Origin of the sequence: Paracidovorax valerianellae (genome assembly GCF_900102625.1) — a bacterium.
Classification (GTDB): Bacteria; Pseudomonadota; Gammaproteobacteria; order Burkholderiales; family Burkholderiaceae_C; genus Paracidovorax; species Paracidovorax valerianellae.
Window position 1 is genome coordinate 1 of the sequence record NZ_FMZC01000023.1, and the last position, 22,892, is coordinate 22,892.

Here is a 22,892-nt window from a genome sequence, read left to right on the forward strand (position 1 = left end):
GAGAACTCCAGCTGCTGGGTGCGCGTGTCCCACCCCTGGGCGGGCCTGAACTACGGCAGCATCCACATCCCGCGCATCGGCCAGGAAGTGATCGTGGACTTCCTGAACGGCGATCCGGACTACCCCATCATCACCGGTCGCGTCTACAACGGCATCCAGATGCCGCCCTGGAAGCTGCCGGACAACAAGACGCAGTCGGGCACGCTCACCAACTGGAGCAAGGGCGGCGGCGGGGCGAGCATGCTGCGCTTTGAGGACAAGAAGGGCATCGAGCACCTGGAGCTGTCCAACACCTACGGCAACACGTACCTGAACATGGGCTACCTGATGCACCAGGGCAGCGGCTCGCAGCGCGGGTACGGGTTTGAACTGCGCACGGACCTGTGGGGCTCGATCCGGGCGGACAAGGGCCTGCTGATCACCACTTATCCGCAGGACTTCACCTCCAAGGTGGCGAACAACAATCCGGATGGGTTCGATCAATTGGGGGCCACTTTGGCCAATACATCTTCTCTGATGCAGGAAGCCGGGCAGGCCGTTTCGTCCGCGAATGCCACTATCGGCGCATTGGCAGATGCGAAGTCTTCGCAGATCGCCAGCATGGGGGCAGGCATCGCAGCGATGACCGGCGGGGCAGCGGGCGGCCTTGCCTCTCTAGCAAAGATGGCTGCCTCGGGAAGCGGCGGCGATGGAGGAGCAGGGGCGGAATCAGCCATGCCGACAAACACGGACCCGGCCATGCCGGATGCACGCGGCTTGATGAATCTGTCCAAGGACATCACCAAGCCCATCGTGTCGATCGTGAGCCCTGAAGGGCAGAGCATGATCAGTCCCAAGCCCATCGTGGTGAGTTCTGGGCAGAGTACTTCGGTGCATGCCCAGCAGCACGTGACGATTTCCAGCGGTGCGCAATTAACGCAGCTGGCGAAAGCCGGCATGCTCACCCATGTGACGTCTGGCGGCCAGAGCAACATGGTTTCGGCAGGAGATGTCGCTTCCGTGGCCAAAACCGGCAATATGAATCTGGTGGCCGAGCAGAACATCTCGCTGTCGTCGACGAGTTTGAATGCAAACGTATTGGCCAAAGAAAACGTCGTAGTCAATGCTCAAAGCGACACGGTATTCGTCAATGCGGGCAAGCACATCACGCAGGCGGCGGGGGAGAGCGTCACGCTGATGTGCGGGGCCGCGTCAATCACATTGAAGGCTGACGGCACGATCGTGCTTAACGGCGTCAAAGGGGTTTTCAACTTTCAAGACGACTTGGACCAGTTCGGCAAAAAGATCAATCTCAATTGCTGACCCCCTTTACCTTTGCACGGCTAACCCATCAAAAAAATTCAATGCTTTATCACTTTCAAGAAGGTTGGATCACTGCTCCCCCTCATGTGACAGACCGAACGATGCACCTGCTGGCGCCTGAACCAGGCTCTGGTGGCATGACCATCGCGATTTCTAAAGACCCTTTGGAGGCTGACGAAACGCCACCGGAATTTTTGAAGCGGCAACTCGATGAGCTGTCTCGCCAAGTGAGCAAGTTCACCCGCAGCGAGATCGAGCCCGCATTTCTGGGCGCCAGTCAAAAAATCGGTGGCTCGAAATTTTCCGTGAGCTACAAGCAGCAGGGAAAAACGGTCTACCACGTGCAATCTTTGTTCCTGTTGCCGGAGACGCGCCAAGTCCTGAGCCTTACGTTTTCGCTGCCGATTCCGTTCACCGATGCGCACCACCAAATGGTGAGCGAGGTTTTAGAGAGTTTCGTCTTGCGCGAATGATGAACCTGTAGCTATGACACGCGCCTGAAGGTGCGGCATAAAAGGATGGAGACAAAAAATGGGCGGAATGGCGGCGGCAAGGCTGGGAGACGACATAGGCCACGTTTCGGTGTGGTCGAGGCTGGCACGGGTGGGATTGAGGCTGGCGTCGGGGATCGTGGAGACGTTGCTGGTGGCAGGTGCTGTGGCGCTGCTGGCTGGGGTGTCTGTGGCCACGATGGGTTGCGGGGCGATCCTGGCGTGCGGACTGCTGGCGGGTTTCATCGGGGGGGCGACGGGCTGGAGCAGCTACAAAGAAAAAAAGATCCAGGAGATGACCGAGGACATCGGGGAGCTGGAGATCACGGGAAAGCTGGGTGCGCAGGGAGCGGCGACCGTCTTGATCGAAAAACGCCTGGCCATGCGGGCCGTTGCCGACTTCACCGCTTGCACCAAGCACCCCTCACCCGAGCCTAACTTCATCGCCGAGGGCACCGACAGCGTTTTCATTGAAACCTTTCCCGCAGCGCGCAAGGGCGACAAGCTCGTGTGCGCGGCGCAGATCGCCACGGGTGCGCAAACTGTCTTCTTCGGTGGTAACAAGACCGCATACCTGAACGTTGCCGACGACAAGCTGTGGTGGGAGACTGCTCTTGAAATCGGCATCGGCCTGGCCATGGGACGCGGCAGCTTCCTCGGGCGTGTGGGCTGCTTGGCCATGGGCGCTGTCGTCGGCATGGCTGGAGAATGGCTGGGGCGCGGGTTTCGGTCCCTGATCGGCTACCCGGTGCATCCAGCAACCGGCGGCAAGATCCTGGATGGCAGCCTGGATACCGACTTTGTGCTGCCCGGACCCCTACCCATCGAATGGCGCCGCTTTTACAGCAACCACGACCATCGCCAGGACACCGTTCACGGCGAAGGTTGGAGCGTGCCCTACGACATCGAACTGCACGTCGTGCGGCCTGCGCCGGGCAGCGGCGAAGCTGCGCGCCTTGTCTATGTCAACCCGCAAGGGCGGCACATCGACATGCCCCTGGTTGAGCCCGGCCATGCGCTCATGAACACCGGTGAAGGCATCATCGTCGGCTGCACGGCCGGGGGGCATTTTGAAGTCAGCGGCCTCGATCACATCCACCAGCAATTCGGTCCGGCCCCCGAGGCGCCTGGCACCCACGTGCTTAAGCTGCTGCGCCTGCGCGACCGCTTCGGCCACTGGATAGCGCTGCGCTACGACGGCGCCCGGCGGCTTTGTGGTCTGACCGACCACCTGGGTCGTGTGCTGCGACTGGACTATTCAGGCGCGCACCGCCAGGTGCGCGCCATTCATCTGGTGCAGGCAGCGTCCGGCGAGCAGCTTGGCCTGCTGGCCAGCTACCGCTATGGACCGGCCGACCTTGCCCCTGGTCAGCTCACTGAAGTGGTGGACCGAACGCGCAGCTGTACGCGACGCTTCGCCTATGCCGAGCGCCTGATGGTCCTGCAGGCCGATGCGGGCGGCTTTGAATGCCACTACGCCTGGGAGCGCGCCGAGCAGGCGAGCGGCCCCGAGCGCCAGGACGGCGCGATGGGGCCAGGGCGCTTGCCCTTGCACGACCGGCGCGTCGTGCGCCACTGGACTGAAGACGGTGAAACTTACGACATCGTCTACGCCCTTGCGCCGGGTGGTGAAGGGGAGACCTTTGCCACCGACCAACTGGGCCGGTGCCAGCGCTGGCAGTGGGATCGTCGGCACAACATCACCCGTTACCAAAATCCCCTTGGCCACACCTGGCAGCTGCGCTGGAGCGAGCGGCGTGAGCTGCTCGCCTGCACGCGTCCCAGCGGCGCCACCATCACCTTCCAGTATGACGAAAACGCTCTGCAAAGCGGCGTCGTCGATCCTCTGGGGCAGCTCACGCGCATCCTGTGGGACAGCCGCTGGTTCGTACCGCTGCGCGTGACCGGGCCGGATGGCGCCACTTGGCGCTGGGAATACGACGACAGGGGCCTGCCCACCACCGCCACGGCTCCAGACGGCATCACCACTGAAACCGCGTGGGACGCCAGCGGCCTGCCCGTGCAGATCGTTGACGCGAATGGCGGGCGCAAGACCCTCGTCTGGAACGAACGGGGACTGCTCACGCGCTATACCGACTGCTCCGGGCAAAGCACCCACTACACCTACGACGGCCACGGTCAATTGCAAAGCGTTACCGATGCGCTGGGTCAGACTACCCGCAGCACCTTCGATGCGCGCGGGCGCCTGGTATCGGTGGCTCTGCCCGACGGCAGCAGCCAGACCTTCGAGCACGACCATGTGGGACGTCTGGTACAGCAATCGGATGCCCTGTCGCGCATCACCCGCTACGGCTACAACCGCCGAGGTCAGCGCCTTTGGCGCGTGGACGCCGAAGGCCGTCAAACCGGCGTGCGCTACGACGCGGCGCACCGCATGGCCGAATTCACGACAGAAAACGGCGCCAGCTACCGCTTCGGATACGACGCGGCTGATCGTCTTATCGCAGAGGAGCGCCTGGATGGCACGCGCATCGCGCTCGAATACGACGAGGATGGCGAGGTCATCGCTATCACCCACCACCCGGCTAGCGGGGATGACGTCTTTACGGAAATCGAAGCGCAAGGGCAGGATGGCACGCTGGCACAAGGTTCTGCGGCGCAGCGCGCGGTGGCACCGCGACGCACCGAGCTTGTGCGCGATGCGCTCGGGCGCCTCACGGAAAAGCGCTGTAACGGGCAGATCCTGCGCTACCGGCACGATGTGGCGGGCCGGGTCTTGGAGGCCGAGCGCCTGCGCGTTGACGGGACCTTGCACGAACAGCTGCTGCACACCGTGCGCTTCGAATACGACGCCGTGGGCCATCTGGTGGCCGAGCACGCCACGGATGCATTAACCGGCCGCGCCCATCGGTTGCGCCATGCGCACGACCCGCTGGGTCACCGCATCCGCACCGAACTGCCCGATGTTGTGCGCCCGGGCGGACGGGTGCTGCAGCGCAGCCTGAACTATCTGCACTATGGCTCTGGGCACCTGCACCGCATTGGGCTGGGCCTGCGCCTGGATGCACTGCCGGGGAGCGAAGGGTCTGCCGAAGGAGAGGGCGAAGCAGCTTCACTGGCTGCTACGCTGGGGGGTGCGCATCAGGAGGAGGTGCACCAGCTGATTGCCGACTTCGAGCGCGATGTGCTGCACCGCGAGGTGCATCGCAGCCAGGGAAGCCTGGGCACGCGCTATCTGCTCGATCCGCTGGGGCGACGCGTGGGCAGCTGGACGCGGTCGGATGCAGGGCTGCAGGCGGCGGGCTGGGAGAGCGAGTGGCACCAGCAGCAGGCGGAGCTCGCCGAGCACGGCCCCAATCACGCCACGGGCCTGCTCAAGCAATACCGCTATGACGCCTCTGGAGAGCTGCGCGACAGCGTACACAGCCATAAGGGGCGCAGCAGCTTTCAGTATGACGGCACGGGCCGGGTGCTGCAGGCCCTGCGCCTGGGGCCGGGGGCGGGGCCAGGGGGGGGGCAAGCCAGCGGGCCAAGCAACCTGGGTGAGCAGCGACTTCAAGAGCGCTTTGACTACGACCCTGCCGGCAACCTGCTGGATCCCATGGCGGGTAGCCCAAGCCTTACCGGAGCGCGCTCGCACGGCTACCTGCGCGACAACCTCGTTCGCGTGTACGAAGACAAACGCTACGCCTACGATGGCCTGGGTCGGCTGGTTCAGAAGAAAAGCGGGCGGCACACGCTGCAGCGCTTCGAGTGGGATTCGGAAGACCAACTGGTGGCCGTGACCACCGTGCGGCGTCCGGGCACGCCCGAGGAAACCTGCCAGAGCACGCGCTACCGGTACGACGCGCTGGGGCGGCGGATCGCCAGCGAGGATGCGTTTGGGGTGACGGAGTTCGTATGGGAGGGGATGCGGCTCATCGAGGAGCGGCGCGGGGCGCGAGTGACGAGCTATGTGTACGAGCCAGGGGGATACGTGCCGCTGGCGCGTATCGACGCGCAAGGGGTATCGCTCCAGCCAAAAGATCATGCTGGGAACCATGGGAAAGGAGGGCCGGTGCCCCAGGCCGAAGACGGCGCCGAGATCTATTACTTCCATGCAGACCCCTCGGGTCTGCCGGAGGAGCTGACCGACCAGGAAGGGCAGGTGCGCTGGCGCGCCAGCTACCGGACCTGGGGCGGGGCGATTGAGGAGCACTGGGAGGCGGTGCGCATCGACGGCAGCGCGATCCCCGCCGCCCAGGCGCACAGCAAGGGCGAGCCGATCGTGCAGAACCTGCGGCTGCAGGGCCAGTACCTGGATCGCGACACCGGGCTGCACTACAACTCGTTCCGCTTTTATGACCCGGACATCGGCCGGTTCATCAGCGCTGACCCGATTGGCTTGGCCGGGGGAAGCCATCTGCATCTATATGCCGCCAATCCTCTGCGGTGGATTGATCCTTGGGGCCTGGAAAAGTACGTCATCATCGGCGAAGGGCAGGGTGCGGTGGAGGCATATGCCAAGGCAATGAGAGAGAACCCGAAGTTTGCAGGCATGGAGTTCAGAACCATCAAGAGGGATTGGATGTCCATCCTGCAATCCAGCGGCGCTGCCTCCGAAACCATGAGTTCTTACGAGTGGGAGCGCAAGGCGGTGCAAGGCAACATCGATTGGGTCAATGACCGGCACGCGGAAGGCTACAAATTCATCGATGTTGGCGTCGATGCTGCGGAAAATCGAAGTTCTTTCTACCTCGCAGAAAAACAAGCTTTGACAGAGCTTGGTATCAAACCAGCGCGTGGAAATTCAGCGGCGATAGCCGCTGCAAGAGCTGCGGCACCCGTCAGTAGCCGTCCAAAATCTAAATTGGGATGCTGAATGAACTATTCTTCACACGACGACATTGCTACCTGGATCCATGTGCCGATACCCAGAAGCGGGGAAGATTTGGCGAGAGATTTTTATGAGAAGAGCCTAGGGCTCAAAAGGAATTACAGCGAATTTCTGTTGACCGATGACGGCCTGATAAGACTGCAACTGAAGTTCGTCGATCAGATCGAGGCCATTAACGCACTGGGCCCTTCTTCGCTGTGCAGCGTTTTCTTGGCAGGGGATTTCCTGGCCCTTTGCGACCGCTGGGTACGATGTGGTGTCACCATTGACCTGCTGCAACTCGACCCCGGGGGATTCACCGCGGTGGTGCTCGATCCCTTCCGGAACCGGCTGGAATTCCGGGGGGATGAGGAAACCAGTGATTTCTCGGTCGACACGAGTCACTGGCCGTTCTTTCGCCGCTTGTAGAAGGCGCTCTGGGTTGCGCCTTGACTCGACCAAGTTCAGCCCATGCCTTCAGGCTTGATCTGCGCCCGTGCGATCACCGGCTTCCAGCGCGCCTGTTCCGCCTTGATGAAGGCATCGAATTCCGCGCTGGTGTTGCCCACCGCCAGAGCCGTTTCCTGCGACAGCTTTTCTTTCACCAACGTGCTCCGCGCGGCCTTGATGGCTTCGGCTTCCAGCTTGGCCAGATTGGCCTTCGGCCATTTGCTGGGGGCCATCAGGCCGTACCACTGCGTCATCTCGAAGCCCTTGAACCCTTGCTCGGCCACCGTCGGCACATCGGGCAACTGCGCAAGCCGCTGGGCCGTTCCGGTCGCGATGCAGCGCAATTTGCCGGCCTTGATGAAGGGCAGCAGGGCAGGGGCGCCGACCGATGCGGCTTGCAGGCGGCCCGCCATCAGGTCGGTGAGCATGGGCCCGGTGCCGCGGTAGGGCACGTGCAGCATGAAGGTGTCCGTCACCATCTTCAGGTACTCGAAAGCCAAGTGGCCGGCGCTTCCATTGCCCGCCGAGCCATAGTTGAGCTGGCCTGGGCGTGCTTTGGCGTAGGCAATGAACTCGGACAGGTTCTTGATCGGCAGGTCCGGGTGCACGACATAGAGGCTCGGCACCTTGGACACCAAGGTGATGGGCGCGAAGTCCCGGTTGGCGTCGTAAGCCAGCTTAGGAAAAATATAAGGGTTTACGGCCAGCGTGCCGATGTGCCCAAGGATCAGAGTGTGATCGTCGGTGCTGTTGGCGACCTCCTGCATGGCGATGTTGCCCGCCGCGCCGGGTTTGTTGTCCACGAAGACGTTCTGGCCAATGGTCTTGGCCATCTCCGCAGCCACGGCCCGGGCGACGATTTCAGAACTGCCGCCCGGGGCGAAAGGCACCACCAGCCGCAACGGCTTGGTGGGCCAGGCGGCTTGGGCGCTGGCGATGCCCCAGGGAAGTCCCGATGCGGCAGCGGTGGCGCCAGTCAGCAGCAAATGCCGGCGGCTCAAGACCACCGAAGGAAAAGACGATTGCATGGCTTGTCTCCTTATCGTTTTGATCGATTCAGTCAATTGCAGCCAACAAGCCAAGCTGTCACAGATTCATTCATTCGCTCGCTGACCGGCTGCGTTGACTATAAAACCCAAGCCACCGACGAAGTGTTGCTCATTCCTTGAATGCAATCTTTTGCTGCCGGGTCACCATGGTCATCTTGCCCAGTTCGGCATTGAGGTCCACCCAGAAATCTGCCGGCGAGTTGCCTATCGCCTCTGCACCCGCCTCCTTCAGCTTGGCACGCACTTCAGGAACCGCCAGCACGCGGGTGAACGCGCCATGCAGGCGGGTGATGACCGATTGCGGTGTGCCTGCCGGTACGACGACGCCGTACCAGGCTGAATCATTCAGCGTACGCAGTTCGGACTCTCGAAACGTGGGCACGTCCGGCAGGGCGGGGATTCTCTGCTCGGAGGCGATGGCCAGCGCGCGCACGTCGCCCGAGCGGATTCGGGCCATGGAGGAAGGCAGGTTGTCGAACATGATGGGCACGCGCCCATCGACGACGTCTTTAAGCGCAGGGCCGCCGCCTGCATAGGGCACATGGACCATCGATGTTCCTGTGCCCATCTGAAAGAGCTCCCCCATCATGTGGGCCACGCCGCAGTGGCCGCTGGTGGCGTACTGGTACTTGCCGGGGTTGCGCTTGACCTCGGCAACCAGTTCCTTCATGTTCCTGGGAGGAAAGTTCTTGTTGACCAACAAGACGTTCGGGGTCCGGGCGAGGTTGGTGACCGGCAGAAAGTCCTTGATCGGGTGGTAGCCGACCTTTGCATTGCAGGCGGGGTTGACGGCGTGCGTGCTCACCGTCGCCATCCCGATGGTGTATCCATCAGGGCGGGCCCGCGCAACCAGTTGGGTGCCGGCGCTGCCACCACCACCAGCCTTGTTCTCAATCACCACCGGCTGCCCGAGTTCGGCGCCCAGCCGGTCCGCAATGCTGCGGGCGATGACGTCGGTCGTCCCCCCGGGGGCGAAGGGAACAACCCACTGGATCGGTTTGCTGGGGTATGTCTCGGCGTGAGCGACTGCAGCGCCGAGCGACGCCGCGAGAAGAATGGCTAGAACTCTCATGAAGACCCTGGCTTTTTAGGTGGCCAGGAGCTTAGGGGGTACGTGGCTTTTTGGGTCAAGCGCCAGGGCAAGTTTTGCGGAATTCACGACATTTTCTACAGCCCTTGAATACAGTACCGGCTCGTCAACCGGGCCCGTAGCGCAGGTCGGTTACATGAATCAACGGACGAGGTGGCGCTTGGCTCGAACAGATCAAGACTTCAAAACGATATGACGCGCCCGACGTAGAGGGTTGTGTCGTGGCTTTCCACTCTTCGACGGTGGACACGAATCGGGCGATCGCCCCCGATTCCAGCGCCCAGCCGCCCCCGGCTTTCGGTTGGCACTCAATTTCTGGAAAAAACGCGACCGGCAAGACCACATCCACGCCGTGATCCAGTGCATAGCTGTAGCTGGCCGTCAATCTGGCAATCAAGGCGCCTTTGGCCTGCCAGGGGGCCGGTGGTGCACTCAACAACGTGTCAAAAAATCCGCCGAGCGATTCGGCCATTTTCTGTGGAAAGAGCCCGATTTCGATCGGCGAATAGGCTTCAACCAGCGGCACATCAGCACTTGCGGAATAGCGAATGGGACTGCGAAGAATAAAAGCCTGGTTCGTGCTCGCGCCCTGCAGCAGCGACAGGTTCCGCACGATCGACACACCGGCTGATGCGTTCTGGCACGCCAACGGATGCAGCCCGGTGAACAGGAAGGCCTGCGCTTCGCTGGACTCCGTGCTTTGCAGCGCGGTTGCCGGGGAGGGGGCCCCTTTGGGCGGAGTGGCCTCTGGCCAAGCGAACACTAAACGCTGCGCCACAGCGGTGTTCTCAGGAATGCTTTTGGGGTACGCATAGAAAGCCTGCGCCGCCCCGTGAGCTGGCACGCCGCTCGGCGACAGCAGCGTTTCTGTACCGTCAATCGTGGCGTAAACCGACGGCCATATGCCGAGACCGTTCACCGTTTGAACACCTGTCGTCGGGTCCACACAAGTCAAGGCCAGTCGAGCGAGGTCGCCCGACGCGTCTTGCTCCTTTTGCATCTGAAAAGCGTAGGCCTCCGTCCGCGCTGTTGCCGGCGTTGCATCGCCCTCTGACACCAGGGAATCCGCAACGCTGCCAACGAGTTGCGTGAAGGCTCGAGCTGCCGCAAATTGCGTCTCTGTTGCCGTGGTTGCATTGGCTTCCTGCAGCGACGCGAGGTCGCCTTGCAGCACTGGATAGACGGCCATGAACTGTGCAAGCGCAGCGAACAGTGCGGTCGGTGGTGCGCCCGGCACGACGGCCAGATTTGGCGGCGGCGAATTGTCGAAGCTGACGCCGAAGATCGGAACGTCTTGTTCAGCGATGTCCTGGGTTTGCAAAAACTTCAAATCCCATCGGAGCAGATCTTCTACGGTGTGCGGCAGATGGACGGACTGTGCAGTGTGGACCGCCAACAGGATCGGTGGCGGAAAGCTTTTCAACGGAATCGGCACGGCGATCTTGCCCACGGCAGACCGGGCGTCTGACAGCGGCTTGATGAAAGCGAGCCGCGTCGCAGGGGTGGCCGCATCGGTCGTCGATGCAGGGTCGGGCAGTTGCAGCGCAGTCACCGTGTAGTTCACCTTGATGTGCGCCGACCGGTAGTGGGCTGGAGATGCTGTGCTGAAGAGGAAGCTAGCGGTGGCGCCGGGATCAGTCAGAGTGACCTCACCACCCGAAACATTGAATGCGCTGGATGCATCGGTCGGCGCTGCGCTGCTTGCAGTCACGTCGCCGCAAAGACGCGGAGCAGTGGTCGGATCGCTGCCGCCACCGCTCGTCTTCACCGGTATTTGCACGAGCACATTGCCGGTGCAGGCCGCAGAGAGTTCTGCGAGCAGCGCCTGGTACATCGCCGCCTGTGCGTGGCTCAGAGAGCCTTTTTTATCGGAGAGGATGGGTTGCACGCGATGGGAGAGCGCACTTGCCAGCTTCGTTTTATGGGCAGCGATCTGTGTGCCAGCGTCCATCGATGCCGCACAGACGGCAGGATGGAACTGGTCAACTGCGCGCAGGAATGTTTCCAGCCATCCTTCCTGATCGATCGACTGAAACATCTGCATTTGCGGAGGGCCGGAGAGCCCTGTGCCACTCGCATACGGAATCACGGAGACCTGACCGCTGACGAGGGATTTCGAAAGGGGCGGTACGGCGAAGTAACCGGCCTCCGCACCTTCGAATTGGTAGGTGATCCTCGGCCCTTGGGAATGCTCGAAGTTGACGCACCAGAACGTAAGCCCAGCCAAGGTGGGTTCGCTGTTCACCTTCGGGCTGGTGGCAACTTTCACCCCGGGTAGCGCGGACTCGAACGCGATGGCGAAGTCATCAAATCGAAGTGTTCTGCCCGAGTCCGGCTGGGGCAGGGCAACCAGAACAGCCGAAGAGGGCGCCTCCTTGGTGTCTGGATCTGCCACTTTGGGGTCGAGCGACAGGCTGACATTCATCTCCAGCTGGAATGTCGCGGTCGCAAACTTCGGTGTCAGCTTGACCATCAGGCCGGCAGGCGAGGGCGGAGGCACCGGCGCCACCACAGAATCTGCCGCAATGAGCGCTGGCACGTTCGCCAGTTCGACGGTGACGCTGGCCACGCTGGTCTGGGCGCCCTGTTGCATCAACCGATTGACGATGGAATTCAACGTGTCGAAGCGGCCCGTTCTGATCGCCGGATTGCCGATTGGCAACTCGACATCGGGAGCCAGCAAGCCCAAGGTTGCCGCGTTTGCGGATGCCAGCGTCAGCGCATCGGTGCCGTATGCCGCGGCCAAGCCGTCCAAGGTGCCAGCCGGGTTTCCGGCACCGCCATCGCCGCGCATCGGTGGGCCGCGCCACAGGCTGGAGGGCACGACGAGCCCGATTTGGTGCTCGATGCTGGCTGCCAACGCTTCAAGGGTGATCGTGACGCCTTCGCCCTCGAACCTTTCGATGATCGACTCGAAAGTGTCGCCAGCGACTGTGACGATCTTTTCACCACTGGCGAGATCGACGATGGCCTCGCCGACGGCGAGCAACTCGCTGACGCCAGCGTTGAGTGCAACGACGTCCACCGACTGCAACGATAAGCGCTGAGCGATAGCACTGACGGTGTCGGATTCCATGGCGGGGCAGGGCTGGTAAAGCTCGGAGGTATCCAAGGCGCCGGGGATACTGACCACCGCACCGGCGAACAATGCTGTCTGGGTGCCTGAGTTGGCAGCACTGAGCTGTTCAATGGTGACCTTGTTGGCCGCAGCGAACCCGGCGAGCGTGTCGTCATCAGCGGGCACGACGGGGGTGGCGAGACCGGTCTGAAGAAGAGTCTCTGCCGGCCAAAGCGCAGGGCCATCAGCATTCAGGGCTGCGAGTGTCGCGACCTCGATGCCAACCCGTTTGGCGAGCGACTGGAGCGTGTCGCCATCGACCGATCGCACCGTGTTGACCTTGAGACCGGTTCCGTCGATGGGCAGCGCGGTCACGTCCTGGTTCGCGTTCACGACCGCGTTGGCGACCAGTTCAACGCCTGCCAGCAACGGTACCGAGGCGTTGTCCGTTGCCAGCATCGGTACCGTGACACCAGTCGTTCGCGCTGCAATGGCGGCGAGCGTGTCGCCTGGAACCACCATGTACAGGGCTGGCACCTGCAGCAAAGTGGTGCCGAAAAGCGCCGCATAGCGCTGATGCTGATTGGCAGCGAGAAGCTGGCCCAGCGTGAGCCCATAAGCGCTTGAGATCTGCTGTACCGTGCCGTCCACTGCCGTGGCGCTAGCAGGCTTCATCGCTGCATGGGCGTCGAGGTACAAGTAGGCCTGTTGAATGAATGAGGCGAACGGAGCCGCATCAAGCGCATGGGGCGATCCGTTCATCGAATCGGCATCGAGCGTCGTTGCCAAGGAAAACGACAGCCTAGGACGTGCCAATTGGAGGAGGGCAGCCCTGTAGCTTTGCCGATCGGCGCGGATGCACGCCAGTGCCTCGTCTGAGGCCTCGCCCGGCAAGAGTCCGTAGCGCGAAGACTGCATCGACAGCGCAAGCGTGATCTCAGCGTCCTGGCCAGCAACGGTATAACCAATGGAAAGGGGCGGCCATTTGGCGGGTGCCGCCAAATCGTCGTTACCCACTGAAGGCACAAGCGGTACCGAACTGTCCGGTGCCGGCTGGGCGTTTACCTCAAAACCAAGATCAGAATTCATAGGTCCTTCGTGTGGAAATCAACGCCTAGGCAGCGGGCTGTCTGCCCATATGGACCGTGAGTCTAGGCTGTACTAAATTCTTAACTGATGAACCCAACCCATTTTTCTCGATATGCACTCGCTGGAATTGCCGCATGTGTTTTCACGGCCGGCTGCGCATCCCAGTCTGAAGCCGAATATGCATGGCCTTCGAAGATGGTGGGCATCGCAGAAATGCGGCCCGTCCAGCGCCTGAACCTGGCTCTTTTAGTGAGCAGGATGAGCGGAAGTCCCGCAGGCACCGTGGTGCTGCGCGTTCACGTGGATGAAACCGGCAAGGTCTTGCGCACATCTGTCCTGGAAGGCGAAGCTACGCCGCGAATGGACGGCGCTGCGCTTGGGGCCATGCGCAAGATGAAGTTCGCTCCATTCATTGAAAACGGGCGAGCGATTCCCGTCACGGTCATCGTGCCGCTGCACTTTCCGGCACTGGGCTGACGGGCCTTATTGATTGCTCAGAGCGGTTGCCGCGGTGGATTCGCTCCAAGCCATTGGCACTCAGAGGGTGGACGACTGGACTGGATTGAATTCAACCCAGGGTGCCTGCATCCAGCGCTGGTGGGCGAAGAAGATCTTCGTTCACGCCCATGGCATGGCTGGCACGCTCGACCGCCTGCCAAAGCGGCGTGGGCATCTGCAGAATTTCCTCGGGCGAAGCCGATCGGTCAATCCACGCGCTGATTTGGGAATGCTGCTCATGGGTGAGCAAATCAAGGTTCAGCATCTCGTCAATGGTCTTCATCTTGGGTCAGTGTTGGATTCGCTGGATCGAACATGGGGCCTTGGCCCGATGAGACAAGTTAAACACAGCGAGTACCTTGCTGAAGGTAGGACATTGTTTGCCCTCAGCTGTCCGACAAGACTTTGCCCGTTCATTCCCAAAGGAACTACTTCCACCGGGCCACCTCTGGCGGCCGGTGAATTCAAACGTTAGAGAGCATGTGCACCACTCGCATGGGCTGGTTGAGCGGCAGAGGCGACGGAATGAGGCGGTGCCAGAAGGTCCACCTCACGGGGTTTAGCCCTGCATTCAAGTCGACGTCAGCTCAGCTGCCGCTGCACCCGGGCAAGGTTGCGCGGGTAGCCACGGTTGCTGCACTGTCGTCGCGTCCACCTGCGTTGCGGGTATAGGTGCAGCCATAACGTGCGTCGGCGACAGTGGCTGGGGTTTTCACGTCGTCGCCCGCGGGCTTGGTGCCTTTCTCGACCCAATCGGCCATCGCCTTGAATGCTTCAGACTGCTCGGCCACAGTGAAATCGCAGTGGCTGGGGGCGCGGACGGCGCGCTGCACCAGCCACTGGCCATTGCCGTTGGCCTCGACGCGGTCGCGGTAGACCTGCTCCATGTGGAAGGGCACGTACATGTCGCCCAGCGTATGCAGGGTGACCACCGGGATGCGGAACTGGCCATTAACCCGTGGCACCCAGCGCAGGCCATCGGTGCGCAGGCGGTTGGCGTCCGGTGCGGGCACCCACTTGACGATGGTGGCGTTGAAGTCTGTCACCTCTGCCGCGCTGGCGTTGAACCGGTAGACCGTACCGGTGGTGTCGATCCCCTGCTTGTTCAGGATGCCGTTGAGGGTGCCATCGCGTCCGAAGGTGCCCCACACGGTGTTTTGCAGCGGTGCATTGGCAAAGCCCTGATCGAAGATCGGCCGCGGCCCGCCGGCCAGGTTCATGACGATGTCTTTGAGCTTCTGTCCTTGCGGCGTCACCGACGCAAACGATGTCTGGCTGCCGAACATGGCATCGCGCACGCGCGGGGCGAGAGCGGCCCAGTCGGTGGTGGGTGCGGCGATGGCGGGCACACCGGCCAGCTTCTGCGCGGCCAACTGGTAGGCACCGAAGTAGTTGTACAGCGACAGATCGCCCAGCACGGCGCACATCGGCAGGGCGCCCTGGTAGCGCCGCTTGTGGACCGCCGTTTGCTGCGCCTCGTCCTCGATGGCGGCGGCGGCGATGTGGCCGCCCATCGAGATACCGGTGACATAGGTGCGGGCAGGCTCTGCCAGCACGCGTCCGTTGGCGGCGGCAATCGCCACAAACGCATTGGCCAGCGCATTGGTGTCCTCCACACCCACGCGCACGTCATAGAAATTCTTGGTATAGCTAGATGCCGCCCAGGCATAGCCGTTTTCGATCAGGTAGCGCCGGAAGGCCGGGTTGGACACGGTCAGCGCATTGCCTTCGCCCGCATAGCCGTGGGCGTACATCACCAAAATGCCGTTCCAGTTTTTCGGAACCTCTACACGGTAGCCCGCGCCGGCATTGGTGCCGCTCCAGCGGTCGGTCTGCACAGTGGTGCCGTCCATGGCCGCGAAAGGCAGGCTGGCGGTGGCCACGGCAAAACTGGTGCGGGTGTCTTGCACACGGGCTTCCTCTGGCGCTAGGCCCCCCGCCACCACCGCAAGCCGAGAGCAGCAACGCACTGACGGCGCCGATGGCAGCCGTGCGGGAAGGAATCAAAGATTGGCGGCGCCAGTCTAGGCACGGCTTGCGCTACCCCTGTGCGGGTTTTCCCGCTCGTTTGTCACGCGGGCGACGGGTGTCGGCAGTAGCGGTTGGTCTGCCATATTGGAACGTCGGCGGCTGCGTGACGTGGCGGGTATTGAATGCTGGGACGACGGAGTGTTTCCTGTCGGATAGCTCCCATCTCTACCAAACGACGATCAACCATCTAATTGATTTTACATAATATACATCGTATCTACTCAATGTTGCGCCTTATGAAACGCAAGATGCAGGAATGCATGGGCGCATTTGCTAAAGCAAACCGGGCTCTGGCCTCCGGTTGAGCCACCCGAACCCCACCACGCCAGCCGCTAAAGCTCGGGGTTCGGCACTTGCCCTGCGGGGCGTCTCACTTGTCCAGCGGGGCCGCACAGTCGGCCTCGGAGCACGGCAGTCGGTCTGGCCTCCGAGCTGCGCTACGCTTGCATCTCTGCGGCCATTCCTCGGGGCCGCGCAGTCGGCCTCGGAGTGCGGCACTGGTCCTGCGGGGATGCGCACTCGTTCTGCGGGGCCGCTCAGTCGCATTGTGTTGTCCTGATGAGGCCCGTGCGTCTCACTCGCACGGTAGCGACTAACGATCCCTTGCGCAGGGCGTTGCCCTCGGTCTTTGACCTCACCCAAGACCACGGCCATTCGGCCGAGTTAGAGCGACTACGTCGCTTTGGGCGCTCGCCGCGCGGCGTCCGTTGCCCGTCAGGCATTGCGTCCACACCATTCCCCAGAGTTCTTCGCCTCTTCGGCCAACGCTAAGCCAGGACCGGGCCTGCGGCCCTTTGTCTTTCTACGGGTGGAATCCATAAATCTGCGATTTACAAACCCCCCCCCCTCCGAAAGCCAATCCCGGCAACGCTAATGGCACGGCGAAGAACTCAGGGGAACGGTGCAAGCGAGGGCGGCTTGCACGGGCAACAGACCACTGTTGACCGGCTCGGAATCTAGGGGCCCGGTACACATTCAGGAGAGAACCATGATCGCAGCTAACTATCGCAAGCATCCAGAGGCAATGGCTTTGCAATTGGTGTTGCCGTTCGGGCGGTTGCTGGTGTGGGCACTGGCACGGCCAACGACGCGGGTTTTGCGGGCAATTCGCGCAGATCGGGCAAGGGCGTTCAAGGCGGCGGGCATGGTGCGGTATCCAGACGCCAAGCGCACGCCAGCATGGGTAAACGAAGCGGCACGGAAGGCGCGCGAGCTGGGCGCAGATGTTCGCCAGTCGTGCAGGTCGCTAGGACTGGCGTTTAGCTGCGACACCTCGACCATGAATCCATTCATGGCGAGGCTAGTGGACATGAGGATGGAAAAGTGGAGCGGTATTTGAGAGCTGTGCAAAGCAGATCGATAGACTTGGCGCATGCACCTCAATGCGCTGGCGGCATGGGCCGCATCACACCCATGGATCACTTCCACGCTGGCAGTGGTGGCGGGTTTCGTCGCCTGGAAGGTGGTCACGCGGCGATGGCGCACCGGGCCTAGCCTGCGCTTGCGGAGCCGGCAGGAACAGGCTCAGTTTGAGCCTGTGCGGACGGTGTATGCCCCGAAGGCTTTTCGGCGTCGGCCACGTAGGGATTGAAGGGCCGGTCAATGCGCCATTGGTTGCAGGCATCGTTGGTGACGTCCAGAAGCTTGCGCTGCCCGGAAAAGCACACGCATTGGCCGTCGATGCACATCGCGCCGGTGATCACTGGCATGACTACGACCCTGCGGAGATGGTCATATGCGGGGGCGGTCCATGGCCTGTCGCTCAGCCGAGGGATGAAATCAACGCGCTCATCAGGTGGCGCAGAGGGGGCCTGCTGCGATTGAGTCGGCGGGGCCTGGACTGTTGCGCCAGGGAGAGGCTGAGGGAGAGTCGCTGGTGCAGGAACCTGAGGCGGGCTCATGCGTGTACTGATGGCTTTGTACGCGTACCAGGACAGGACCGCGACGAGCACGAGGGCAGCAACCATGACGGAGAGCATCCAGGGCACCGAGCGGATTGGCTTAACGTGGATCGACGCGCTTTTGTACTTGCCAAAAATGTGCTTGGGAAGCCGATAGCGCTTTTTGATGGGGGCGTTTTTCCAGGCGGTACGGCAGTTGTCCGCACACTCCGGCCATTCGTACCACCAGCGGCCGAGGATGCCGAGATCTCGAAGATGGACGTGTCGGCCGACCAGGGCTCGGACGTTCGAATCTACGAGGTTTGGGCCTTGAGTGATGATGTAGAAATCAAGGCCGCGATGCCGGTGGGTTTCCAGCATGGCGACGTGATCGGGCACCTTCTGACCGGGCCCACGTGGACGCCATACGCGCTGCACCTCATCAATGATGATGACTGACCCATCGGGAACCAGTTCGGGCCAGCGCTCAGGCTCAGCCAGTTCTTGATGGTCAATTTTCAGGTCGGGGATGCCGTTGACGTATAGCTGTCTGCCCTTCCCTACTTCTTCGAGCATGGAGACGAGAGCAGCGGACTTTCCGGAGCCTGGAGCGCCTGTTATCAGCGTAAGCATTAGCTGCCCGACCCGGTAGTTTGCAGCGCAAACTTTTTCATGACCATCCAGGCGAGCCCGGAAACGATACCGCCGCTGGTGATAGCCATGGCCTCAAAGAAGCCGGCCATTGCGAGCAGTTGGAGCACTTCACCACCAAAGCCGGTAAATGCAGCTTTGGCTGCGCTCATGGCTCCGCTCAATGCGGAGTCAGCGCCCTCATAGGTGGTGTAGCCAAAGCCAAGGGCGACCATCACACGCGACACCAAGGGCCACGATATCTTTGCAAGCCATTCGGCCATACCTTCCATTCAATCCCTCCTAGATAGGCCCATGAAGGCCAGAGCAGCAGACAGATAAGCGAAGCCGACGAGCAAGGGGCGAATCTGTGATGCAAAGTCGCAGAGCAAATCCCACCTGAAAGCCATTGGTTTACCGAAAACGGCGAACTCTTTAGGTGCTGGACAGGATGAATTGGATGGCCCAAAACCATCCTCCCTATTGATTGAAAGAGTGACTGTCTTCTTCTGCAAATCTTTGGGTGTTATGTCGCCCAGCTTCTGGCAGGCCAAGATTTCCGGGTTCTTCTCACACAGGTCTGGCGTCTCTTCCTTTGGCGCGTCGTCCTTGGGGTCTGGATCAGTGACCGGATCGGGGTTAGGGTCAGGGCTATCAACGGGGCGATCTACAGGCTGTAGATCGACTTGCCAAGGCAGCCTTGGCGTTGGGGTAGGCACGACACGCACCCCGGGCTGGATGTAGGGCTGATTGGCAGGACTAACAGGCGCACTAGGGTCGAATTTTGGGTTTGGCACCGGGTTGCCCGAAGGGACAAACAAAGGCTGAGGCAAAGGGTTCAAACCGGGAGAGGGATTAGGCACAGGTTGCTCGACAGGCAGAACGGTTCCAGGTGGCAACTCTTTGGGAACCGTTGACGGCATGGGCCATGCAGGCTGATTGTCTGGATTCAATATCTTGTCGAACTCCGGGGCAGGAATGGCAGGCGTCGCGCATCCGCCCAGCATAGGAATGGTGCCGGGCTGACATTCATCCTGGACAGGCACTTGGCGCTTTGGAGGCGTAACCGTTGACTTAGCCCATTGAGCGTTGGGCCCTTCGGAGAAGGAATATTCATACGAGCATTGACCAGGACCTGACACAGCAACGGCTCGATAGAAAGCACCACCGCTTGATCGGCTAAATGCCAAGTGAGCAGTGCAAGTGCCGATAAGGCTGGTGCTCCACGATCCATCAGGCATTTGATATTCCAATCCGTCGGTGGAGTTGGGGTCAAACACCTGCCGCCAAACACCATCAGTGGCATCCCACACAAGTTTTCCAGTCAGCAGCCATGCAGCGATGCCGACACCGATACGCAGCGCAGGGTTGGCGAAGACGACAGCCGCCGCGATACGTGGAGCATTGGCAGCAAGACGGTATGCGACAGGCATCTTCACCGCTTGACCTCCGACGTTTGCCGTCAAGGCTCCCGCCTGAGTGATAACGCGCCCTGCAACTGCGTCATTGGCTGCTACGGCGTAGCCAAAGCCACCACCGACAGAGCCAAACCCGCGTGGCGGAGCTAACTGAGCGTAGCCAGCGTGGGCACTCCCACAGAGTGCGAAGGCCGCCGCTACCAACGTGCGCAGATGATCCATACAGTGCCCAATACGCCGGCAAACGCGGCCCAAAATTCAGGAGTCGCCATCGTTGGTTTCACCTTTCAGTATGCGAGCGAGAAACATCAGTGAGAAGGCCCCGATCCATGCACCCGCGACCATCCAGCCCATTGCCAAGCCGTCCTGCACTTGCAGAAGGTTGCAAGGCTGCGGCGTATAGCCCGCGACAAGCTGCATAGGTGCACCGCCAGCCACCGGTTGAAATCGGTAAGTGATGGATGCATCAGCAGCGCCTGCTACGTCGATAACGTAGACAGTGCCACTGTGGGACACGACAGCCCCAACCTGCTGAGAAGCCGATGCTTGTGCGGCCTGTTGCGCAGTGCCGTAGCAAGCACCGTTGACCTGATAGGCCATCAAAGCCCCTTTTTGATGAAGTGATGCACGAAAAGCGCAATACGGGCTGACAGCACCAACCCGGAAACGAGCGCGACGTTCACACCCATTTCAGCCAGGATTGGTGCTATCAGTACCACGGTCTTCTGCGCGTGTTACAGGCCCTTGCGGATGAACTTGAAGGCATAGACGGCCACGATGGCGGCCAAGACGATGCCTGCCACAGTCAACGCGTCGGTGGACAGCGAACCCAGAGCGGTGTTGACGTTTTCAGGGATGGCAGCGTGTGCGGAAACAGCCAGGGAGGTGCCAGCAGCGATGGCGGCATAGCGAAGGGTTTGCAGGTTCTTGCGGTTCATTTTTCAGTCTTTCAGATGGTTATTCCGGCCAGTCATTGAAGGTACGCAGCGGGGCCGGAGGCCGCTGTGTTTTGGTGTTGGTTGAGCCAAGAAAAAGGCCCTGCTGCATCAACCTGCCGGGGCACGGTGCGGATGCGCACAAATCGCGTAAAACCGCCGCCAGTTGGTGCGAACTCAGACGGTAGGTATTCCCCGGTTTGAGCATTGAGGTAGCCGCCACCCGGCGAAGGTTTGAACGGGTCAGCGATGGACGCATTGCCCTGCACATAAGCAGGCCAAAGAACCCAACGGCGTATAGAACGTCCAACAGCGTCAAGGCCGCCAGTTCCATGTATTCGCGCTCCATGAGGAAAGCTCCCTACGTTTTTTGAGTCCACCTTGCTGGCGTACTTCATGAGATAGGCGACAGGTGCAGTGGACCTGTCGCGGCGCGTCATCCCGTGGGGCCACATGGGGGGATGCCATTGCTTGACACCTTTGCGATCGATGGATGACCACTGCATATCGCCTTTGGGGGGGGTAAGGCCAGCGGCGAGCCAGCAAATGACGTGGTAGTGGATAACGCCGCGTTGCTGGAGCTCAGCGACCCAGGCATATCTGAGGGTTTTGGTGCCGGTGCGCGCGTAATGCCAGCGGCGCATGGCATCGAGATAGCGGCTGATGTGCTCAGGGCGCCAATTGAGATTTGTGCCCGCGTAGGTCAGCGTTTGCATCCAGATTTGCTGGTTGCGGGGGCCGAGGTTATGGAGTTGCTTTGCAGCGATACCGAGGCCTTTGCGCAGCCGCGTCACGCGAGTCTTCTTTGGGTCGATGGTGATGCAGTTATGAGCCCAATCAACTGCAGAAAACAACCCTGTGCAAGTTGTTGAATCTGAGACAAGCCCGGAGGCGCTGCGCGCCTCCTGCCGGTCAGCAAGCGCCGCGAACTCAACAGCGGAACGAGCACGCAAGACGGCATCGGCAGCAACCATGCGAGAGGTCTTGCCACCGATGCAGCGATGCAGCTCAGCGAAGTCAACAACGGCGGACATCAGCAGTCGCGCCCGATGATGTAAGCGGCCTGATCGCGCAAGCTGCTTTCGGTCAAATACAGGTCACGCTGATACCAGTCGGAGCGGGCTGGACGGGCCATGAGGCCGTCAAGCCAGTAGCGGTATTGCAGCAGGCGGCGGGCTTTGTCGCTCATCAAATGCCCTCTTCGCCAACCACCAAGCCATCGCGGCTATAGGTGATCGAGAGCGAAACGCCCTCCTCTTCGCTCCAGTGGAACGATGCAGTAACGCCATCAGGGGCAAGCTCAGGGGTTTGCTCCAGCAGCAGCGAGAGCAGTGCGGAATGCACAGCGACCACACGGGCCGCGTGCTGCGCCTGTTGAGGGGCGACCAACATGGTCAAGCCTTGGCAACGGCGGCTGGCTTGGAGATGAGCTTGGGGGAGATAGCCAGATTGCCCTGGCGATCAACGTAGATGGATTCGGGGGCCAACATGTAGTCACCCACCTGGTAAAACAATGCAGCGCCCTGCTCGTTCTTTTCGAGGATGATTTCAGTCTTTTCAGGGTACGGGTTTGGCTTGCCTTGGCGGTCAACCGTGTGCACGTAGACGGTTTGGAAATTCAGCGAGTAAGCCTTGCCGCTGACTTTTGCATTGCCGCTTTGATTGCGGACGTCGGTCGATGTCACCGATACTTTGATCATTTTCTAACTCCGATATTTACCGTTAGAAAGAGTTCTAACAATCGGAAATGTCCATTAGAAGGAGTTCTAACGTGAAGCTAGGTGAAACCCTAATTGACAAAGCGTCGAAAGCATGCGGATCGGACGCGGCTCTAGCACGTCGCATGGGAATCTACCCAGCAGACGTATCAAATTTGAGAGCAGGTAAACGGCCACTATCGCCAGAACTGGCAGCAGAAATAGCCGACATTGCAGGAGAAGACGCGCGGCAAGCCGTAATCGATTCGATCATCGAACGGAACGCAGCAAGCAAGAAGGGACCGATCCTGAGGGAGATTCTGGGAAAGGCTCTAGCCGCTGGCGTGGCGGGGATGTTGGTTTTTTCCTACAGCGGAGACTCGATTTCCGCTACGGAAAAGATAGCGAATAACGCCGGATCAATTTACAAATCTATACATCGTATCTAGTCGGCAGAT

General features: G+C 61.1%; 21 protein-coding genes. 7 read left to right on the top strand and 14 right to left on the bottom strand.

Going from position 1 to position 22,892, the window contains the following annotated elements; translation table 11 throughout:
• The 4 genes from BLT03_RS22140 to BLT03_RS22155 all read left to right on the top strand — a co-directional run.
• Positions 1-1,302, top strand: a 1,302-nt coding sequence (locus BLT03_RS22140; protein ID WP_139160489.1) for a type VI secretion system Vgr family protein, incomplete at its 5' end; no start/stop codon positions are given.
• Positions 1,296-1,775, top strand: a complete 480-nt coding sequence (locus tag BLT03_RS22145) for a DcrB-related protein (protein ID WP_245711515.1) — start codon at positions 1,296-1,298, stop codon at positions 1,773-1,775. The genes BLT03_RS22140 and BLT03_RS22145, both read left to right, overlap by 7 nt.
• Positions 1,776-1,833: 58 nt before the next feature.
• Positions 1,834-6,615 carry an RHS repeat-associated core domain-containing protein gene (locus BLT03_RS22150; protein WP_092745948.1) on the top strand — a complete coding sequence of 1,594 codons (4,782 nt, stop codon included), beginning with the start codon at positions 1,834-1,836 and terminating at the stop codon, positions 6,613-6,615.
• Entirely contained in the window at positions 6,616-7,038 is a 423-nt protein-coding gene (locus BLT03_RS22155; protein ID WP_092745949.1) for a VOC family protein, read from the top strand. It begins immediately after the preceding gene.
• Positions 7,039-7,073: 35 nt separating this feature from the next.
• Here BLT03_RS22155 and BLT03_RS22160 read toward each other — a convergent pair whose 3' ends face one another.
• The 3 genes from BLT03_RS22160 to BLT03_RS22170 form a co-directional block, all read right to left on the bottom strand.
• Positions 7,074-8,087, bottom strand: coding sequence for a Bug family tripartite tricarboxylate transporter substrate binding protein (locus BLT03_RS22160; protein ID WP_092745950.1), 1,014 nt, complete (start codon positions 8,085-8,087; stop codon positions 7,074-7,076).
• A gap of 130 nt (positions 8,088-8,217) precedes the next feature.
• A complete protein-coding gene (locus BLT03_RS22165; protein ID WP_092745951.1) occupies positions 8,218-9,180 on the bottom strand; it encodes a Bug family tripartite tricarboxylate transporter substrate binding protein in 963 nt (320 codons plus the stop codon).
• Positions 9,181-9,304: 124 nt separating this feature from the next.
• On the bottom strand, positions 9,305-13,345 hold the full coding sequence (locus tag BLT03_RS22170; RefSeq protein WP_139160490.1) for a LysM peptidoglycan-binding domain-containing protein: 4,041 nt from the start codon (positions 13,343-13,345) through the stop codon (positions 9,305-9,307).
• A gap of 87 nt (positions 13,346-13,432) precedes the next feature.
• Between BLT03_RS22170 and BLT03_RS22175 the strand changes: the two genes are divergently transcribed.
• A complete protein-coding gene (locus tag BLT03_RS22175; RefSeq protein WP_092745953.1) occupies positions 13,433-13,822 on the top strand; it encodes an energy transducer TonB in 390 nt (129 codons plus the stop codon).
• A 91-nt stretch (positions 13,823-13,913) separates the two neighbouring features.
• Here BLT03_RS22175 and BLT03_RS22180 read toward each other — a convergent pair whose 3' ends face one another.
• Together BLT03_RS22180 and BLT03_RS22185 are read right to left on the bottom strand one after the other, a co-directional pair.
• Positions 13,914-14,126 (bottom strand): hypothetical protein, encoded by a 213-nt coding sequence (locus tag BLT03_RS22180; RefSeq protein WP_092745954.1) that lies wholly within the window; start codon positions 14,124-14,126, stop codon positions 13,914-13,916.
• Positions 14,127-14,430: 304 nt separating this feature from the next.
• Positions 14,431-15,753: an alpha/beta hydrolase gene (locus tag BLT03_RS22185; protein ID WP_245711517.1), complete on the bottom strand. Its 1,323-nt coding sequence runs from the start codon at positions 15,751-15,753 to the stop codon at positions 14,431-14,433.
• Positions 15,754-16,862: 1,109 nt separating this feature from the next.
• Between BLT03_RS22185 and BLT03_RS22190 the strand changes: the two genes are divergently transcribed.
• The gene (locus BLT03_RS22190; RefSeq protein ID WP_139160491.1) at positions 16,863-17,213 is read left to right on the top strand and encodes a hypothetical protein; all 351 of its coding nucleotides are present in this window, start codon (positions 16,863-16,865) and stop codon (positions 17,211-17,213) included.
• A gap of 151 nt (positions 17,214-17,364) precedes the next feature.
• On the opposite strand, the gene BLT03_RS22195 is transcribed toward BLT03_RS22190, so the two are convergent.
• From BLT03_RS22195 to BLT03_RS22220, 9 genes are all read right to left on the bottom strand, one after another.
• Positions 17,365-18,330 (bottom strand): zonular occludens toxin domain-containing protein, encoded by a 966-nt coding sequence (locus BLT03_RS22195; RefSeq protein ID WP_245711518.1) that lies wholly within the window; start codon positions 18,328-18,330, stop codon positions 17,365-17,367.
• A 56-nt stretch (positions 18,331-18,386) separates the two neighbouring features.
• Entirely contained in the window at positions 18,387-18,677 is a 291-nt protein-coding gene (locus tag BLT03_RS22200) for a DUF2523 domain-containing protein (protein ID WP_092745957.1), read from the bottom strand.
• The gene (locus tag BLT03_RS24195) at positions 18,678-19,850 is read right to left on the bottom strand and encodes a virulence factor TspB C-terminal domain-related protein (protein WP_175537837.1); all 1,173 of its coding nucleotides are present in this window, start codon (positions 19,848-19,850) and stop codon (positions 18,678-18,680) included. It lies immediately after the preceding gene.
• A 210-nt stretch (positions 19,851-20,060) separates the two neighbouring features.
• Positions 20,061-20,402, bottom strand: a complete 342-nt coding sequence (locus BLT03_RS24200) for a hypothetical protein (protein ID WP_139160493.1) — start codon at positions 20,400-20,402, stop codon at positions 20,061-20,063.
• 134 nt (positions 20,403-20,536) lie between these two features.
• Entirely contained in the window at positions 20,537-20,740 is a 204-nt protein-coding gene (locus tag BLT03_RS22205; RefSeq protein ID WP_092745958.1) for a major capsid protein, read from the bottom strand.
• Positions 20,741-20,772: 32 nt separating this feature from the next.
• A complete protein-coding gene (locus BLT03_RS22210) occupies positions 20,773-21,771 on the bottom strand; it encodes a rolling circle replication-associated protein (RefSeq protein ID WP_245711519.1) in 999 nt (332 codons plus the stop codon).
• Entirely contained in the window at positions 21,771-21,926 is a 156-nt protein-coding gene (locus BLT03_RS24595; protein WP_175537838.1) for a hypothetical protein, read from the bottom strand. Before BLT03_RS24595 ends, BLT03_RS22210 begins: the two co-directional genes overlap by 1 nt.
• The gene (locus BLT03_RS22215) at positions 21,926-22,129 is read right to left on the bottom strand and encodes a hypothetical protein (RefSeq protein WP_092745959.1); all 204 of its coding nucleotides are present in this window, start codon (positions 22,127-22,129) and stop codon (positions 21,926-21,928) included. The genes BLT03_RS24595 and BLT03_RS22215 overlap by 1 nt, the downstream gene beginning before the upstream one ends.
• Before the next feature lie 2 nt (positions 22,130-22,131).
• On the bottom strand, positions 22,132-22,437 hold the full coding sequence (locus BLT03_RS22220) for a single-stranded DNA-binding protein (protein ID WP_092745960.1): 306 nt from the start codon (positions 22,435-22,437) through the stop codon (positions 22,132-22,134).
• Between the two features lie 143 nt (positions 22,438-22,580).
• Here BLT03_RS22220 and BLT03_RS24205 point away from each other — a divergent pair, with 143 nt between their 5' ends.
• Positions 22,581-22,883: a hypothetical protein gene (locus BLT03_RS24205; RefSeq protein ID WP_245711520.1), complete on the top strand. Its 303-nt coding sequence runs from the start codon at positions 22,581-22,583 to the stop codon at positions 22,881-22,883.
• Positions 22,884-22,892: the final 9 nt, after the last annotated feature.